Origin of the sequence: Curtobacterium sp. APC 4022 (assembly GCF_030407555.1) — a bacterium.
Classification (GTDB): Bacteria; Actinomycetota; Actinomycetes; order Actinomycetales; family Microbacteriaceae; genus Curtobacterium.
In genome coordinates this window covers 1-15,781 of sequence record NZ_JASDDD010000038.1, presented here as the reverse complement: position 1 = coordinate 15,781, position 15,781 = coordinate 1, and the positions used below count along the sequence as shown (strand labels likewise).

General features: G+C 71.8%; 13 protein-coding genes and 1 tRNA gene. 11 read left to right on the top strand and 3 right to left on the bottom strand.

The genetic code is table 11. The features are described 5' to 3' along the window. The first annotated feature begins 30 nt into the window (after nucleotides 1–30). The gene (locus QL987_RS12100) at nucleotides 31–1,287 is read left to right on the top strand and encodes a D-alanyl-D-alanine carboxypeptidase (RefSeq protein WP_290157856.1); all 1,257 of its coding nucleotides are present in this window, start codon (nucleotides 31–33) and stop codon (nucleotides 1,285–1,287) included. Nucleotides 1,288–1,303: 16 nt separating this feature from the next. Here the strand turns inward: QL987_RS12100 and QL987_RS12095 are convergent, their stop codons facing one another. Beyond that, nucleotides 1,304–2,089, bottom strand: coding sequence for an SGNH/GDSL hydrolase family protein (locus tag QL987_RS12095; protein WP_290157855.1), 786 nt, complete (start codon nucleotides 2,087–2,089; stop codon nucleotides 1,304–1,306). A 24-nt stretch (nucleotides 2,090–2,113) separates the two neighbouring features. Between QL987_RS12095 and QL987_RS12090 the strand changes: the two genes are divergently transcribed. The 7 genes from QL987_RS12090 (at nucleotide 2,114) to QL987_RS12060 (ending at nucleotide 10,138) form a co-directional block, all read left to right on the top strand. Next, complete coding sequence (locus QL987_RS12090) at nucleotides 2,114–3,280, top strand: acyl-CoA dehydrogenase family protein (RefSeq protein WP_221849526.1); 1,167 nt, start codon at nucleotides 2,114–2,116, stop codon at nucleotides 3,278–3,280. An 80-nt stretch (nucleotides 3,281–3,360) separates the two neighbouring features. Continuing rightward, nucleotides 3,361–4,605 carry a DNA polymerase IV gene (dinB, locus tag QL987_RS12085; RefSeq protein ID WP_290157854.1) on the top strand — a complete coding sequence of 415 codons (1,245 nt, stop codon included), beginning with the start codon at nucleotides 3,361–3,363 and terminating at the stop codon, nucleotides 4,603–4,605. Nucleotides 4,606–4,745: 140 nt separating this feature from the next. Then, entirely contained in the window at nucleotides 4,746–6,539 is a 1,794-nt protein-coding gene (locus QL987_RS12080; RefSeq protein ID WP_111073701.1) for a DEAD/DEAH box helicase, read from the top strand. 31 nt (nucleotides 6,540–6,570) lie between these two features. After that, entirely contained in the window at nucleotides 6,571–6,774 is a 204-nt protein-coding gene (locus QL987_RS12075) for a hypothetical protein (protein ID WP_290157852.1), read from the top strand. Nucleotides 6,775–6,890: 116 nt separating this feature from the next. Continuing rightward, entirely contained in the window at nucleotides 6,891–8,219 is a 1,329-nt protein-coding gene (locus QL987_RS12070) for an FAD-dependent oxidoreductase (RefSeq protein ID WP_111073489.1), read from the top strand. Between the two features lie 183 nt (nucleotides 8,220–8,402). After that, nucleotides 8,403–9,542, top strand: coding sequence for a zinc-dependent alcohol dehydrogenase (locus QL987_RS12065; protein WP_290157850.1), 1,140 nt, complete (start codon nucleotides 8,403–8,405; stop codon nucleotides 9,540–9,542). Beyond that, complete coding sequence (locus QL987_RS12060) at nucleotides 9,539–10,138, top strand: hypothetical protein (RefSeq protein WP_290157849.1); 600 nt, start codon at nucleotides 9,539–9,541, stop codon at nucleotides 10,136–10,138. The genes QL987_RS12065 and QL987_RS12060 overlap by 4 nt, the downstream gene beginning before the upstream one ends. 454 nt (nucleotides 10,139–10,592) lie before the next feature. Here QL987_RS12060 and QL987_RS12055 read toward each other — a convergent pair. After that, nucleotides 10,593–10,678 (bottom strand) — tRNA-Leu (locus tag QL987_RS12055). Between the two features lie 166 nt (nucleotides 10,679–10,844). Between QL987_RS12055 and QL987_RS12050 the strand changes: the two genes are divergently transcribed. The 3 genes from QL987_RS12050 to mshC all read left to right on the top strand — a co-directional run bounded on the left by QL987_RS12050 (nucleotide 10,845) and on the right by mshC (nucleotide 14,285). Continuing rightward, on the top strand, nucleotides 10,845–12,143 hold the full coding sequence (locus tag QL987_RS12050; RefSeq protein WP_290157848.1) for a M20/M25/M40 family metallo-hydrolase: 1,299 nt from the start codon (nucleotides 10,845–10,847) through the stop codon (nucleotides 12,141–12,143). Between the two features lie 64 nt (nucleotides 12,144–12,207). Next, complete coding sequence (locus tag QL987_RS12045) at nucleotides 12,208–13,035, top strand: undecaprenyl-diphosphate phosphatase (protein ID WP_290157846.1); 828 nt, start codon at nucleotides 12,208–12,210, stop codon at nucleotides 13,033–13,035. Then, nucleotides 13,032–14,285 carry a cysteine--1-D-myo-inosityl 2-amino-2-deoxy-alpha-D-glucopyranoside ligase gene (gene mshC, locus QL987_RS12040; protein ID WP_290157844.1) on the top strand — a complete coding sequence of 418 codons (1,254 nt, stop codon included), beginning with the start codon at nucleotides 13,032–13,034 and terminating at the stop codon, nucleotides 14,283–14,285. Before QL987_RS12045 ends, mshC begins: the two co-directional genes overlap by 4 nt. A gap of 119 nt (nucleotides 14,286–14,404) precedes the next feature. On the opposite strand, the gene QL987_RS12035 is transcribed toward mshC, so the two are convergent. After that, a complete protein-coding gene (locus tag QL987_RS12035) occupies nucleotides 14,405–15,346 on the bottom strand; it encodes a PAC2 family protein (RefSeq protein WP_290157842.1) in 942 nt (313 codons plus the stop codon). Nucleotides 15,347–15,781: the final 435 nt, after the last annotated feature.

Genomic DNA, 15,781 nt, shown 5'->3' with positions numbered 1-15,781 from the left:
CGGCCCGCGCCTCCAGTACGATCCGGTCTCGTGCCGAACGTCGTCCGCCGCCCCCGCTCCGCGATCCGGAGGCCCGTGGCGGTCGCCGTCATCGCGGTGCTCCTGCTCGTCGTCGCGTTCCTGGTGGCCGCCGCGGTCGTGCCGTTCGCTCCGGCGACGGCCAGCACGGCGACGTACCGTCCGCCGACCGCGAGCGCCGCAGACGTCCGGTTCCCCGACTACGGCGCGACCGCGGTCGAGGCGGACGGCTTCCCGGAGAGCCTGACGACGAGCGGCGACCGGAAGGCCCGTTCGATCGCGAGCATCTCGAAGGTCGTGACGGCCCTGGTCGTGCTCGAGGAGAAGCCGCTGCAACCGGGGGAGCAGGGGCCGGACGTCCGGTTCACGCCCCAGATGGAGGCGCTGTACAGCCAGTACGCGGCGCAGAACGGCGAGGTCGCACCACTGCCGAGCAACCTGCGCCTGTCCGAGTACCGGGCGTTCCAGGTGATGCTGATGAAGTCGGCGAACAACTACGCCGGCTCCCTGGCGCTCTGGGCCTTCGGGTCGATGGACGGCTACCGCAAGGCCGCGGCGACCTGGCTCGACGCCCACGGTCTCGACGACACCACGATCATGGAGCCGACGGGTCTCGACCCCCGGAACACGAGCACGGCGACGGACCTGGTCGACCTCGGCAAGCTCGCCCTGGCGGACCCGCTGGTGAAGCAGGTGGTGGGGACGGCGAAGGCGACGGTGCCGGGCGTCGGCGACATCGAGAACTCGAACAAGCTGCTCGGCATGGACGGTGTCGAGGGCATCAAGACCGGAACCCTCGACGAGGCCGGCGCCTGCCTGCTCTTCGCGGCGACCTACCAGCGCGGTGGCCGCACGGTGACCGTGATCGGGGCGATGCTCGGCGGGGTCGACCACGACTCGCTGGACGGTGACGTCCGGAAGCTGCTGCACTCGGTGGCGGACGACTTCCACACGATCACGCTGACGAACGCCGGGCAGACGTTCGGCACGTACCAGGCGCCCTGGCAGGAGGAGGTCGACGCGACCGCCAGCCGTGCGGCGTCGCTGCTGGTCTGGGGTCCCACGGACGTGACGGCTAAGACGTCGCTCGAGCCGCTGACGTTCGGTTCGGCGGGGGAGCGCGTCGGGTCGGTGCGGTTCACGGTGTCGCACCACGACCCGGTGACGGTGCCGCTGCGCCTCGACCGGGCCATCGAGGACCCGGGCGTGTGGTGGCGGTGGTCGAACCCGTTCCGCGGTGTGGAGCTCGACCGGGCGCTGGTCGGCTGACCGGGCTGGGCTGCGCTCAGTCCCGCGGCGTGACCGGCTGCAACGACGTCCGCTTCGCCGTGATGCCGTCGCCCGACGACGTCCCCCGGACACGCCGGACGACCCACGGCACGAGGTACTCCTTGGCCCAGCCGAGGTCCTCGACCCGGGCCTCCCGCCAGGGGCGCGCGGCGAGCGGCTCCGGGACCGCCGCGCCGAGTTCGTGGGCGACGCCGAGGGTGTCGAGCACGGCGGCCGCGACCGTCGCGTGTCCGAGCGGGGAGTGGTGCAGCCGGTCGGCGGCCCACATCCGCGGGTCCCGCAGCACCCGGAGCGCCCAGAGGTTCGTGACGAGCGCCCCGTGCTTCAGCGCGATGGCCTGCAGGTGCTCGTTGTAGATCGCCGTCTTGCCGCGCACCATGCCGAGCACCGGGGTCATGCCGACGTCCGGTCCGGTGAACAGCACCACGGTCGCGCCGTCCCGCCGGAGGGTCTCGATCATCCGGTCGTACCGTTCGGCAAGGGCGTCCGGGTCGGAGCCCGGCCGGATGATGTCGTTGCCACCCGCCGACACCGTGATCAGGTCCGGGCCCAGGGCGACGGCGGCTTCGGCCTGCTCGACGATGATCTGGCCGAGCAGCCGGCCGCGGACGGCGAGGTTGGCGTAGCCGAAGTCCTCGTCGGTACGGTCCGCCAGGGTCTCGGCGACCCGGTCGGCCCACCCGCGGTGACCCCCGACAGACTGGGGGTCCGGATCACCGATCCCCTCGGTGAACGAGTCACCGATCGCGACGTACCGGGTCCAGGGATGCTCGTCTGACACGACACGCGACCGTACTCTCGTCCCATGACCGAGTCCACTCCCGGCAAGCGACGTCCCTGGACCGTGCCGGACGACCTCCTGGCACGCATCGCCGCGCGCGCTCCCGGCTACGACGCCGACAACGCCTTCCTCGCCGAGGACCTCGACGAGCTCCGGCAGGCCGGGTACCTCCGCATCGGGGTGCCGATCCGGGACGGAGGCTCGGGGCTGGGTCTCCGCGAGACCGCTGCGGTCCAGCGGACCCTCGCCACCGCGGCACCGGCGACGGCGCTCGGGCTGGGCATGCACCAGGTGTGGGTGCAGGCGGCCCGCAGCGTGTCCGCCCGGGGTGGGACGTTCCTCCAGACCGTGACCGACGCGGCGGCGGCGGACCGGCTGCTCGCCTTCGGGGTCAGCGAGCCGGGCAACGACGCGGTGCTCTTCGACTCGCTCACCACCGCCGAGCCGGACGGCGTCGGCGGGTACCGGTTCACCGGCACGAAGGTGTCGACCTCGCTCGCACCGGCGTGGGACCTGCTGAGCGTCTTCGGGAAGGACACCTCCGGGCCGGAGCCGCGACTCGTGCACGGGTTCGCCGTCCGGAGTGACGGCGGGGTGCGCCACCTGGACGACTGGGACACCCTCGGCATGCGGGCGACGCAGAGTCGGACGACGATCCTGGACGGGCTGCACGTGCCGGCGGAGCGGATCGTCCGTGTGCTGCCGGTCGGCCCGGTGGCGGACCCGCTCGTGTTCGGCATCTTCGCGGCCTTCGAGCTGCTCGTGGCATCGGTGTACGTGGGGATCGCGTCGCGGGCGGTGACCCTGGCCGTCGAGCGCGTCTCCGGCCGCGTCGCGATGGACGGGATGCCCCGCTCGGCCGACCCGGACGTCCGGCGGGCGGTCGCCGCGATGCGCAGTGCGACCGACGCGATCGCACTGCAGGTCGACGCGCTGGCCCGGGACGTCGACGAACTCGTCGACCACGACCGGTGGTTCCCGCTGCTCGTCGGCACGAAGACCCGCGCGGTGGACACGGCCCAGCACGTCGTGGACGAGGCGCTGCGGATCGTCGGCGGCTCGGCCTTCCGCGCGTCGGACGAACTGGCGCGTCTGGCGCGGGACGTCCGCGCCGGGCAGTACCACCCGTCGACGCGGGACTCGGCGATGCGGACCATCGCGGCGGCGGAGTTCGGACCGCTGCCGCGCTGACCTCGGCCGGACCCGGTGTCGCCTGGCCGACTGGCCGCCTGGCCGACGCCGGTGTCGCCGGTCCGTGCGAGCATGACCCGGTGAGCAAGCAGGACGGACGGAACCGACTCGTCACCGACGCGCCCGTCGACGACGCCACGGCGACGGTCCTGCACGTCGACATGGACGCCTTCTTCGCCTCCGTGGAACTGCTCGACCGCCCGGACCTCGTCGGCCTGCCGGTGATCGTCGGGCACGACTCCGACCGCTCGGTCGTCACCGCCGCCACGTACGAGGCCCGCAAGTACGGCATCAACTCCGCGATGCCGATGGCCGTCGCGAAACGCCGCTGCCCCGCCGCCGTGATCGTCGAGCCGCACTTCGAGAAGTACAGCGCCCGTTCGGCCCAGGTCATGCGGATCTTCGACCGGTTCACCCCGCGGGTCGAACGACTCGGCATCGACGAGGCGTTCCTCGACGTCGCCGGCGCCCTCCGGCTGTACGGCACGCCGTGGCAGATCGGTACCGAGATCCGCCGGACCGTGTTCGCCGAGACCGGTCTGCACTGCTCGGTCGGCGCCGCATCGACGAAGTTCGTCGCGAAGCTCGCCTCCAGCCGCGCCAAGCCCGACGGCCTGCTCGTCGTCCCGCACGCGTACACCATCGAGTTCCTGCACCCCCAGCCCGTCTCGGCGCTCTGGGGCGTCGGCGGCAAGACGCAGGAGACCCTCGAACGCCGGGGCATCCACACCATCCGCGACCTCGCCACCACACCGCTGCCCTCGCTCGTCGCCCTGCTCGGCCCCGCCGGCGGCCAGCGGCTCCACGACCTGGCCTGGGGCCGAGACCCGCGCACGGTCGAGGCCGGGGTCGGCGAGAAGTCGATCGGGCACGAGGTGACGTTCGGCCGCGACCTCACCGAACGCGACGACGTCGCCCGCGAACTGCTGCGCCTGGCCGAGAAAGTGGCCGTCCGACTGCGCCGAGCCGAGGTGCAGGCCCGCACCGTGGCGCTCAAGGTCCGCTACACCGACTTCAGCACGCTGACCCGGTCCCGCACCCTCGCCGAACCCAGCGACGTCGCCAAGCGCCTCCACCGCGAAGCCGTCGAGCTCTACGACGTCCTGCACCGACCGGGCAACCGCATCCGACTGATCGGTGTCCGCGGGGAGAACCTCGTGCCCGCGGCCGCGAGCAACGCCCTCTGGGACGACGACGCGCCGTGGCGGGAGACCGAGACCACCGTCGACGCCGTCACCGCGCGCTTCGGCGCCGGCGTGCTGCGCCCGGCATCGCTCGTCCGCGCGACGCCCGAGCAGCGTGCCCCGCACGCCCGGCAGGACTGAGCGTGCCGGTACACTTGGGTGGAGTGAGCGCAGCGGAGAACATCGAGCACCAGGAACCCGCCGAACTCCCGATCGACGGGCCGTCCGACGCACCGGGCGGAGCGGCCCGTGACGGATCGGCACCGACCGAACCGGCGGCCATCGCCGAGGTCGCGGGCAACGCGGCCGCCGAGCACCTGTCCCCGGCGTTCCCGGAACGTGCTGCCTGGGGCACCGCCTCGAAGCTCCGCGCCTGGCAGGTCGAAGCGCTGACGAAGTACTTCGAGAAGGAACCGCGCGACTTCCTCGCCGCGGCCACCCCGGGCGCCGGCAAGACCACGTTCGCGCTGCGCCTGGCGACCGAGCTCCTCGCCCGCGGCACCGTCGACCGGCTGGTCGTCGTCGCCCCGACCGAGCACCTCAAGCGGCAGTGGGCCGACGCCGCCGACCGCGTGAACATCCGGCTCGACCCGATGTTCAAGAACGGTGACGGCATGTTCGGCCGGCACTACCAGGGCGTCGCGATCACGTACGCCCAGGTCGGCATGAACCCCGAGGTGCACGAGCGCATCACCGCCGGGGGCAAGACCCTGGTCGTCCTCGACGAGGTGCACCACGGCGGCGACGCCCTGACGTGGGGTGAGGGCATCCGACTGGCGTTCTCGAAGGCCACCCGGCGGCTCTCGCTCTCCGGCACGCCGTTCCGCTCCGACACCGCACCGATCCCGTTCGTGCAGTACGCCCCGGACGAGCAGGGCATCCGCACCTCGATCTCCGACTACAACTACGGCTACGGCCGGGCACTGAAGGACGGCGTCGTCCGGCCCGTGCTGTTCATGGCGTACGCCGGGCAGATGCGCTGGAAGACCCGGATGGGCGACGAGATGTCGGCCTCCCTCGGCGATCCCGTCACGAAGGACATCACCGCGCAGGCCTGGCGTACCGCGCTGTCGCCTGAGGGCGAGTGGATGCCCGCCGTGCTGTCGGCGGCCGACAAGCGCCTCACCGAGGTCCGCCGTGGTGTGCCCGACGCCGGCGGCCTGGTGATCGCGACCGACACCACCACCGCCCGGGCGTACGCGCGGATCCTGCAGCGGATCACGGGGGAGCGGCCGACCGTCGTCCTCTCCGACGAGGCCGCCGGCTCCAGCCGCATCCAGTCCTTCGCCGAGGACACCTCGCGCTGGATGGTCGCCGTCCGGATGGTGTCCGAAGGCGTCGACGTGCCCCGGCTCTGCGTCGGGGTGTACGCGACGAGCGCCAGCACGCCGCTGTTCTTCGCCCAGGTGATCGGCCGCTTCGTCCGGGCCCGCCGCCGTGGCGAGACCGCGTCGGTGTTCCTGCCGAGCGTCCCCGGCCTGATGGCCCTCGCCGCCACCCTCGAGCTGGAGCGTGACCACGCCCTCGACCGTCCGAAGGACGCCGAGGACGGCATGTACAACCCCGAAGACGCCATGGTCGCCGAGGCCAACAAGGAGGACCGCGCGTCCGAGAGCCTGCTCGACATGCAGCCGTTCGAGGCGCTCGACTCGCAGGCCTCATTCGACCGGGTGCTCTACGACGGCGGCGAGTTCGGCACCGGCGGCGAGGTCGGTTCCCTCGAGGAGCTCGACTTCATCGGCATCCCGGGCCTGCTGGAACCCGACCAGGTGCGCGACCTGCTCCGTGCACGCCAGGCGACCCAGGCGAAGCGGTCCAAGGGCCGGGTGCTCAAGGACGGCATGCCCAAGGCCCCTGAGCCCGAGAGCCGTCCGATGTACCTGACGATCAAGGAGCAGCGGTCGGAACTGCAGCGCCTGGTGTCGATCTGGTCCCGGCACGCCAACGAACCGCACGGGTCGATCCACGCCGAACTCCGTCGGATGAGCGGTGGCCCGGCCGTGGCGCAGGCGAGCATCGAGCAGATCCAGAAGCGCATCGACATCCTGCGCGGCCGGATCGGCAACCGCCGGTGAGCACGGTGAGCCCGGTGAGCCGGGTCCGACCGTGATCGAGCCCGTCGACGACGACCGCACCTGGTACGTCAAGCGCGATGCGGACTCCTCGCCCGAGGCGATCATCGACCGGTTCGGCGGCGGCTACCGGCTGCGTCGGTTCTCGCTGCACGAGTCCCGTCGGACGCAGTACGGCGTGTACACCGGACGCGAGATCGCCGAGACCGCGTGGTGGCGCCTCCGCGACGGCAGGTGACGGTCGGCGGCGGCAAGTGACGGTCGACGGCGGGAAGTGACCAGGTTCCGCTCCGGATCGCCCGGACAGGTGCGGCGCTGATGACGGGGACGGGCAGGATCGGGTAGACCGGAGGAATGGCAGACTCCATCCCTCACGTCCTCGTCCTCGGCGGCGGCTCGGCCGGCTACACCGCCGTCAAGCAGCTGCAGAAGCACGCCGCCACGGTGCCCATGCGCATCACCCTCGTGGACCAGAACACGTACTACACGTACCTGCCGTTCCTGCCCGAGGTCGCCGGCGGTCACATCGCCCCCAAGGACGTCACCGTCGAACTCCGACGCGCGCTCCGCAAGACCCGGGTCATCCAGGGCAAGGTGACCGGGATCTCCTCGGCCGACAAGACCGTCGCGGTCGCCACGGCCGGCGGCGACGACCGCACCCTCGGCTACGACCACCTCATCGTGGCGCTCGGCTCGGTCACCCGCACGTTCCCGACCCCCGGCCTCGACGAGGTCGGCGTCGGCTTCAAGACCGTCGAGGAAGCTGCGTACGTCCGCGCGAAGCTCCTCGACAACATCGCGAAGGCCGCCGCCACCCGTGACGAGGACGAGCGTCGTCGTCTCCTCACCAGCATCTTCATCGGCGGCGGCTACACCGGCGTCGAAGCGATCGGTGAGCTGTTCGACGTCTCCCAGGCCGCGATCGCCACGTACCCGTCGCTCGCCGGCGAGCAGCCCCGCTGGGTGCTCATCGACGCGCTCGACCGCGTCGCGCCCGAGGTCGGCCCGGAGCTGTCGAAGTGGACCCTCGAGTCCCTCCGCGCCCGCGGCATCGACGTCCGCCTGAAGACCACCATGCCGAGCTGCGAGGGCGGCGTCGTCAAGCTGTCCGACGGCGACGAGTTCGCCACCGGTCTGCTCGTCTGGACCGCCGGTGTCAAGCCGAACCCGCTCCTCGACGCCACCGACCTGCCGCGCGGACCGAAGGGCCACCTCGCCGCGAACGCGAAGCTGCAGGTCGAGGCCGAGGACACCCACGAGGTCGTCGAGGGTGTCTGGGGCCTCGGTGACGTCGCGCAGGTCCCCGACCTGACCGCCGAGAAGCAGCCGGCGTACTACCCGCCGAACGCCCAGAACGCCGTCCGTCAGGCTGTCGTCGTCGCCGACAACATCGTGGCGACGATCACCGGCAAGCCGCTCACGGAGTACCGACACCCGTCCATCGGCACGGTCGCCTCGTACGGTGTCGCCAAGGGCGCGGCGAACATCAAGGGCATCAAGATGACGAACCTGCTCGCCTGGCTCGCACACCGCGCGTACCACGTGTACGCGATGCCGACGCTGAACCGCAAGGCGCGCATCGTCATCGGCTGGGTCACCGGTGCCGTGTCCGGCCGCGACGCGACCTCCCTCATCAAGGAGACCGACCCGCGTCGCACCTTCGTCGACGCGGCGAAGAGCTAGCGCGCGCGTCCCGACGCAACTGCCTGCAGACGGGAGGCCCGGTACCAGCTGGTACCGGGCCTCCCGTCCGTCGTGGCACCGGTCCGGCACCGGCCTGCCGGAGCGACTGGACACCGAACGCGGCCCTGGACCGCCTCCCACCCGCCCGGCGTCACCGTGGACGCCACGAGTGAGAGGAGCGCCATGCGTGCCATGACCTACCGCGGGCCGTACCGGGTCCGCGTCGATGACAAGCCCGATCCCCGCATCGAGCACCCGAACGACGCGGTCATCCGCGTCGAGCGGGCCGCGATCTGCGGGTCGGACCTGCACCTGTACCACGGCATGATGCCGGACACCCGCGTCGGCCACACCTTCGGCCACGAGTTCATCGGCGTCGTCGAGCAGCTCGGGTCGTCGGTCGAGACGCTGAGCGTGGGGGACCGCGTGATGGTCCCGTTCCACATCTCCTGCGGGACCTGCTGGTTCTGCGCCCGCGGACTCTTCACGAACTGCCACAACGTGAACCCGAACGCCACCGCGGTCGGCGGCATCTTCGGCTACTCGCACACCACCGGCGGCTACGACGGCGGCCAGGCGGAGCGTGTCCGCGTGCCGTTCGCCGACATCGGGCCGCAGGTGATCCCGGACTGGCTGGACCCGGAGGACGCGCTGCTGATGACGGACGCCCTGGGCACGGGGTACTTCGGGGCGCAGCTCGCCTCGATCCGCGAAGGCGACACCGTCGTGGTGCTCGGCGCCGGGCCGGTCGGGTTGTTCGCGGCGAAGTCGGCCTGGTTCATGGGAGCCGGACGGGTGATCGTCGTCGACCAGCTCGAGTACCGCCTGCAGAAGGCCCGCGAGTTCGCGCACGCCGAGACCATCAACTACGCCGAGGTCGACGACGTCGTGCTCGAGATGAAGAAGCAGACCGACTTCCTCGGCGCGGACAGCGTGATCGACGCGGTCGGTGCCGAGGCGGACGGCAACTTCCTGATGCACGTCTCCAGCGCGAAGCTGAAGATGCAGGGCGGGTCCCCGGTCGCGCTGAACTGGGCGATCGACGGCGTCCGGAAGGGCGGCACCGTCTCGGCGATGGGTGCGTACGGGCCGATCCCGAGCCTGGTGAAGTTCGGCGACGCGATGAACAAGGGCGTCACCATCCACATGAACCAGGCGCCGGTGAAGCGCCAGTGGCCGAGGCTGCTCGAGCACATCCAGGCCGGACACCTGAAGCCGAGTGACGTCATCACGCACCGGATCCCGCTCGAGCACATCGGCGAGGCCTACCACCTGTTCTCGTCGAAGCTCGACGGGTGCATCAAGCCGGTGATCGTGCCGTGAGCAGGAAGGAGCAGGAGATGACCGACCACATGCCGTACGTCGCCGACCGGGCGAAGGACGTGCCGAGCGCCGACGAGCTGCGGGCGCGGATCCCCGGGTGGGGGAGTGACCTGGACCTCGCCGACCGGCCGAGCGTGCCCAAGCTGTCGCGCGAGGCCGGCTCGGCCACCGGGGCGCACTGGGTCCGCCCGGAGACGCAGCCGGGTGCGGAGGGCCGCGAACGCTCGATCGAGCACGCCCACGTCACGCCGGTGTTCGGCACCGCGCAGCCGCTGTCCGGACTCGCCGGGGTCGTCAAGCGGTACGCCTACCGGCGGTTCAGCGAGGGGCGCCTGGCGCACTGGATGCTGCTCGTCGTCGGCGACCGGCTCGACGTGGCCACGCACCGGGTGACGGACGCGCTGCGCGGACGGCCGGACCGGATCGTCGCGGAGACCGGCATCGCGGCCGAGCGGGCGGACAGCCCGGTGGGCGCACGTGTCGGCTCGTCGCGACGGGACTGGCGGCACGGGGTGCTCGACCCCGTCGTGAGGATGTGGCCGTACCTGCTGATCGGTGGCGTCGCGGTGTGGGTGGTGCGGCGAGCGCGACGCTGACGCTCGGCGGGGCCGCGGCGGCGGCGGCGGCAGCGCGTTTCACGCCTGGCGACACGGTTCGGGTCGCGGGGCGCGTGCCGTGTCGCTTGGCGCGAACGACGGGAGGCGCGTGGCGGGCGCGCGCCGGGCCTCCCGCCCGCTGCGGCGCCGAGGCGGGTTTCGCGCCTGGCGACATCGTTCGGGTGGTGCGCCGCGAGCGGTGTCGCTGGGTGCGAACGACGGGAGGCGCGTGCGGGCGCGGGCCGTGCCTCCCGTCCGGCGTGGGGTCGCGGTGCGATTCGCGCCTGGCGACATCGCTCGCGTGGTGCGCCGCGTGCCGTGTCGCTGGGCGCGAACGACCGGAGGCGCGCGACCCCCGGGCGCACAAAAACGAACGGCCCTCCCGAAGGAGGGCCGTTCGCCGCTTGTCTCAACACAAGTGTTCGAGCATCTGCTCAGAGGAGCCGGTGCTGCGTGTCCGAGAGGGGACTTGAACCCCTACGCCCTAATACGGGCACTAGCACCTCAAGCTAGCGCGTCTACCAATTCCGCCACCCGGACTGGGTGTGACGCCGAGCACATGGTGCAGGCATCGGGCCGTTCGACCGGGTTTCCCCGGCGTTCCTGCCGAGAGAAGACACTAGCACGGGTGTGAACGCCCGTTGAACACGGCTGCGCATCCCGGGCGCGGCGAGGGGAGCGTGTCCGTCGCCGGTAGCGTTGCGCCATGACGTCCGAGCTGGAACGCACCGCGGCGATCGCGCGGGACCTCATCCGGATCGACACCACGAACTGGGGTGAGGGGAAGTCCCGCGGCGAGACCGAGGCGGCGCACTACGTCGAGTCGGCGCTGCAGGGCCTCGGGCTGACGACCCAGCTGTTCGAGTCCGAACCCGACCGTGTCAGCGTCGTCGCCCGGGTGCCGGGTCGTGACCGCAGCAAGCCCGGGCTCGTCGTCCACGGGCACCTCGACGTCGTCCCCGCCGACCCGGAGAACTGGTCCGTCGACCCGTTCGGCGGCGAGGTGCGCGACGGTTCCCTCTGGGGCCGCGGCGCCGTCGACATGAAGAACATGGATGCGATGATGCTGACCGCACTGTCGGACGTCATCGAGCAGCAGGGTGCTCCCGAGCGGGACCTGGTGATCGCGTACTTCGCCGACGAGGAAGCCGGTGGGGTCCTCGGCGCACACCACGTCGTCGACACCCACCCCGAGGTCTTCGACGGTGCCACGGCGGCGATCAGCGAGGTCGGTGGTTACTCGATCACCCTCGGGGACCGGCGCGCCTACCTGCTCCAGACCGGCGAGAAGGCCCTGATGTGGGTGAAGCTCACCGCGCGCGGCACGGCGGCGCACGGCTCGCACGTCATCAAGGACAACGCGGTCACGAAGATCGCCGCCGCCGTGGCTCGGATCGGCAGCGAGGAGTGGCCGGTCCGGCTGTCCGACACGACGACCGCGATGGTCGCCGAGGTCGCCCGGTTCCTGGGCGTCGACCCGGTCGCCACCGGCCCGGACGAGGTCGCCCTCGCCACCGGTTCCGCCGCCCGGTTCATCCACGCGGCCCTGCACACGACCACGAACCCGACCGTCCTCAGCGCCGGCTACAAGCACAACGTGATCCCGGACCAGGCGACGGCCCTCGTCGACATCCGCTGCCTGCCCGGCGACGAGGACGCCGTCCTGGCCCGGGTGCGCGAACTGGCCGGCGACGACGTCGAGGTGACGATGACCCACCAGGACGTCGGGCTCGAGCAGGACTTCGGCGGCCCGCTCGTCGACGCCGTGCGGGACGTCCTCGAGCGACACGACCCGGGCGCCCCGGTGCTGCCGTACCTGCTGTCCGGGGGGACCGACAACAAGGCGCTCTCGCGGCTCGGCATCGCCGGGTACGGCTTCGTGCCGCTGCAGCTGCCGGCCGGCGTCGACTTCCCGGCGATGTTCCACGGGGTCGACGAGCGTGTCCCACTCGAGTCGTTGGCATTCGGTCGCCGCGTCCTCGGAGACCTGTTCGCGACCTACTGATACCGTGCATGGTCGTCGTCGGTGACGGCACAACCGAGTCCAGCACCGGCGAAAGGCCGCACACGTGCACATCTTCGAGGCGATCTTCCTCGGCTTCGTCCAGGGGCTGACGGAGTTCCTGCCGGTCTCCTCCAGCGCCCACCTGCGCATCGTCGGGCTGTTCCTGCCCGACGCGCAGGACCCCGGCGCGGCCTTCACCGCGGTGACGCAGCTCGGCACCGAGACGGCCGTGCTCATCTACTTCTGGAGGGACATCGTCCGGATCGTCCGGAAGTGGTTCGGCGCGCTGGCCGGCAAGGTCCCGCGGAACGACCCGGACGTCCGCGTCGGCTGGCTCGTGATCATCGGCACGATCCCGATCGGCGTCGTCGGGCTGCTCCTTCAGGACACCATCGAGACCACCTTCCGGTCGCTGTGGATCGTCGCGATCGTGCTCATCGTCTTCGGCGTCGTCCTGGGCGTGCTGGACCGCGTCGGCCGTAAGGTCCGTCCGATCGAGCAGATGACGTTCGGTGGCGGCATCCTCATCGGCCTCGCCCAGGTCCTGGCCCTCGTGCCGGGCGTCTCCCGCTCCGGCGCCACCGTGTCGATGGGGCTCGCCCTCGGCTACACGCGGCCGGCAGCGGCGCGGTTCGCGTTCCTCCTGGCCATCCCCGCGGTGTTCCTGTCCGGCCTGTACGAGGCCGCCACGAGCCTCGGGGACACCGGCGCACCGTTCGGTCTGGCCGACACCCTCATCGCGACCGTGGTGGCGTTCGTCGTCGGCTTCGTCGTCATCGCCGCGTTCATGAACTACATCAGCAAGCGGAGCTTCATGCCGTTCGTCGTCTACCGGATCCTGCTCGGGATCGTCCTCATCGTGCTCCTGTCGTCCGGGGTGGTGCAGGCATGAGGGCCTGGTCCACACCGTCCGTCCCGGAGGTCCCCGGCACCGGGCCCCGTCCGGTCGTCCACGACACCGCCACCGGCAAGCCCGTCGACCCCACGCGCGGTGCCGACCGTGCAGCCCTGTACGTCTGCGGCATCACGCCCTACGACGCCACACACCTGGGCCACGCTGCCACCTACCTGGCGTTCGACACGCTCGGCCGGGTCTGGCGCGACGCCGGCCTGCAGGTGCAGTACGCCCAGAACACGACCGACGTCGACGACCCACTGCTCGAGCGCGCCAACCGCGACGGCGTCGACTGGCAGGAGCTCGCCGCCTCGCAGATCGACCTGTTCCGCCGCGACATGGAGGCACTGCGCGTCCTGCCGCCGGACGACTACGTGGCCGTCACCGACGAGGTCGACCGCGTCGCCGAGGCCGTCGCCTACCTCGAGGAGACCGGCTACGCCTACACCGTGCCGACGCCCGACTCCGACGGCGAGGACCTGTACTTCGACGTGCAGCGGGCGAACGACGTCTGGACGCTCGGTGACGAGAGCCGCCTGGACCGCGACACCATGCTCGCCCTCTCCGCCGAACGCGGGGGCGACCCCGAGCGTCTCGGTAAGCGCGACCCGCTCGACCCGCTGCTGTGGCGTGCCGAGCGTCAGGGCGAGCCGAGCTGGGACACCGAGATCGGCCCCGGACGCCCCGGTTGGCACATCGAGTGCAGCGTGATCGCCGGTGACCGTCTCGGCCTGCCGATCAGCGTGCAGGGCGGCGGCAGCGACCTCGTCTTCCCGCACCACGAGATGAGCGCCGGGCACGCGGCGGCCCTCGCCCAGCAGCCGCTCGCGAACGCCTACGTGCACACCGGCATGGTCGCGTACCAGGGCACGAAGATCTCGAAGTCGCTCGGCAACCTGGTCACCGTCCGAGGCCTCCTCGACGACGGCGCCGACCCGCGGGCGATCCGCCTGGCGCTGCTGTCGCACCGGTACTCAGACGACTGGGAGTGGTTCGACGGGGACCTCGAGGACGCCGAGCGCCGACTGGCGTCGTGGGACGCCTGGGCCGCCCGGACTGACGGCGAGCAGGCGGACGGCGAGCAGTCCGCCGCCGACGTGGTCGGACGCCTCCGGGCCCGCGTCGCGGACGACCTCGACACGCCCGGTGCCGTCGCGGTCGTCGACACCGCGATCGCGGCCGGCACGGCCGCCACGCCAGAGCTCGTCGACCTGGTCGACGCGCTCCTCGGCATCCGCATCGGCTGACGCACACCCGTCACCGGCGCGCCGCTGACGGACGGGAGGCCCGGGACCAGCTGGTCCCGGGCCTCCCGTCCGTCAGGTGCTCGTGGTGGTGCGGCTCGCGTCCCCGACGCGGCTCACGCCTACTGCGGCGGCTGCGGCGGACGCCAGGGTCCTTCGCCGGCCGCGCCGTTGCCGTCCTTGCCGTCCTTGCCGTCCTTGTGCTCGCGACGCCGGAGGTACTGCTCGAACTCCTGCGCGATCGCGTCGCCGGACGCCTCGGGGGAGTCGACGGTGTCCCGCGCCTGCTCGAGCTGCCCGATGTACGACGCCATGTCCTCGTCGTCCGAGGCGAGGGCGTCGATGCCCTCCTCCCACTGCGCGGCGTCGTCGAGCAGGGTGCCGCGCGGGACGGTGACGTCAGTGAGCTCCTCCATCTTGTCGAGGAGCGACAGCGTGGCCTTCGGCGACGGGGCGTTGTGCACGTAGTGCGGCACCGATGCCCAGAGCGACAGGGTCGTGAGTCCGGCCTTGTCCATCGAGTCGGCCAGGACCCCGAGGATGCCGGTCGGGCCCTCGTACGTCGACTTGTCCACGTCGAACGCGGCACGGACGGTCGCGTTCTCGCTCGACACGAACACCGAGATCGGGCGGGTGTGCGGCACGTCGGCGAGCATCGCGCCCACGAACACCACGGCGTCGATCGAGTAGACGTCGGCCAGGTCGATGACCTCGGCACAGAAGCCGCGCCAGGTGCGGGACGGCTCGGGGCCGACCAGGACGAAGACGTCGCGCTCGGTCGGGGCGCCGGTCGCACCGATCACCGGGCGACCCTCGGCACTCGGCCCGTGCAGGACGATCCGGGGCCACTGCACGCCACGTTCGCCCTCGTCGTCAAAACCGACCTCGGGCCGGTTGAACTGGTAGTCGACGTAGCGTTCGCCGTCGATCTCCCGCAGCTCGGAGAGTTCGAGCGCGTCGACGATGCGGCGGGCGAGACCGCTCGCGGCCTCTCCCGCGTCGTTCCAGCCCTCGAACGCGACGACGAGGAGCCGTCCGTCGCTGAAGGGGGAGTGCTGTGGCACGGCAGGGCCTCCTGGTGGTGGAGTGGTCCGCCGCGCTCGCGCGCGCGCCGACCGGACACGATCAGGCATCCACGATAGTCCCGCCGTCGGCCTGCCGCCCTCCACGTGCTGTGCCGCCGTCGCCGGGGTGTCCGACGCGCCCGCCCGGCGGCGGCGACCGGTCACGACCTGTCGGGTACGGGGGTGTCCGACGCGCCCGCCCGGCGGCGGCGACCGGTCACGACCTGCCGTCGCCGGGGTGTCCGACGCGCCCGCCCGGCGGCGGCGACTGGTCACGTCCGGTCGGGTACGGGCCTCCAGAGCGACGGTCCGTGACCACTCGGCGGAGGTGAGCGGGGTGTCCTGACCGCTCGCCGGCGCCGCGAGCAGCACCGGACCGCCCCGGACGGCGTCGCCGGTAGACTCGTCGCCCGTGACCGCGCAACCCCCTGCCCC

Excerpts from the sequence above, each read along its gene's own strand:
- QL987_RS12050 (WP_290157848.1), top strand. The coding sequence starts at position 10,845 with ATGACGTCCGAGCTGGAACGCACCGCGGCGATCGCGCGGGACCTCATC.
- QL987_RS12070 (WP_111073489.1), top strand. The coding sequence starts at position 6,891 with ATGGCAGACTCCATCCCTCACGTCCTCGTCCTCGGCGGCGGCTCGGCC.
- mshC (WP_290157844.1), top strand. The coding sequence starts at position 13,032 with ATGAGGGCCTGGTCCACACCGTCCGTCCCGGAGGTCCCCGGCACCGGG.
- QL987_RS12065 (WP_290157850.1), top strand. The coding sequence starts at position 8,403 with ATGCGTGCCATGACCTACCGCGGGCCGTACCGGGTCCGCGTCGATGAC.
- QL987_RS12090 (WP_221849526.1), top strand. The coding sequence starts at position 2,114 with ATGACCGAGTCCACTCCCGGCAAGCGACGTCCCTGGACCGTGCCGGAC.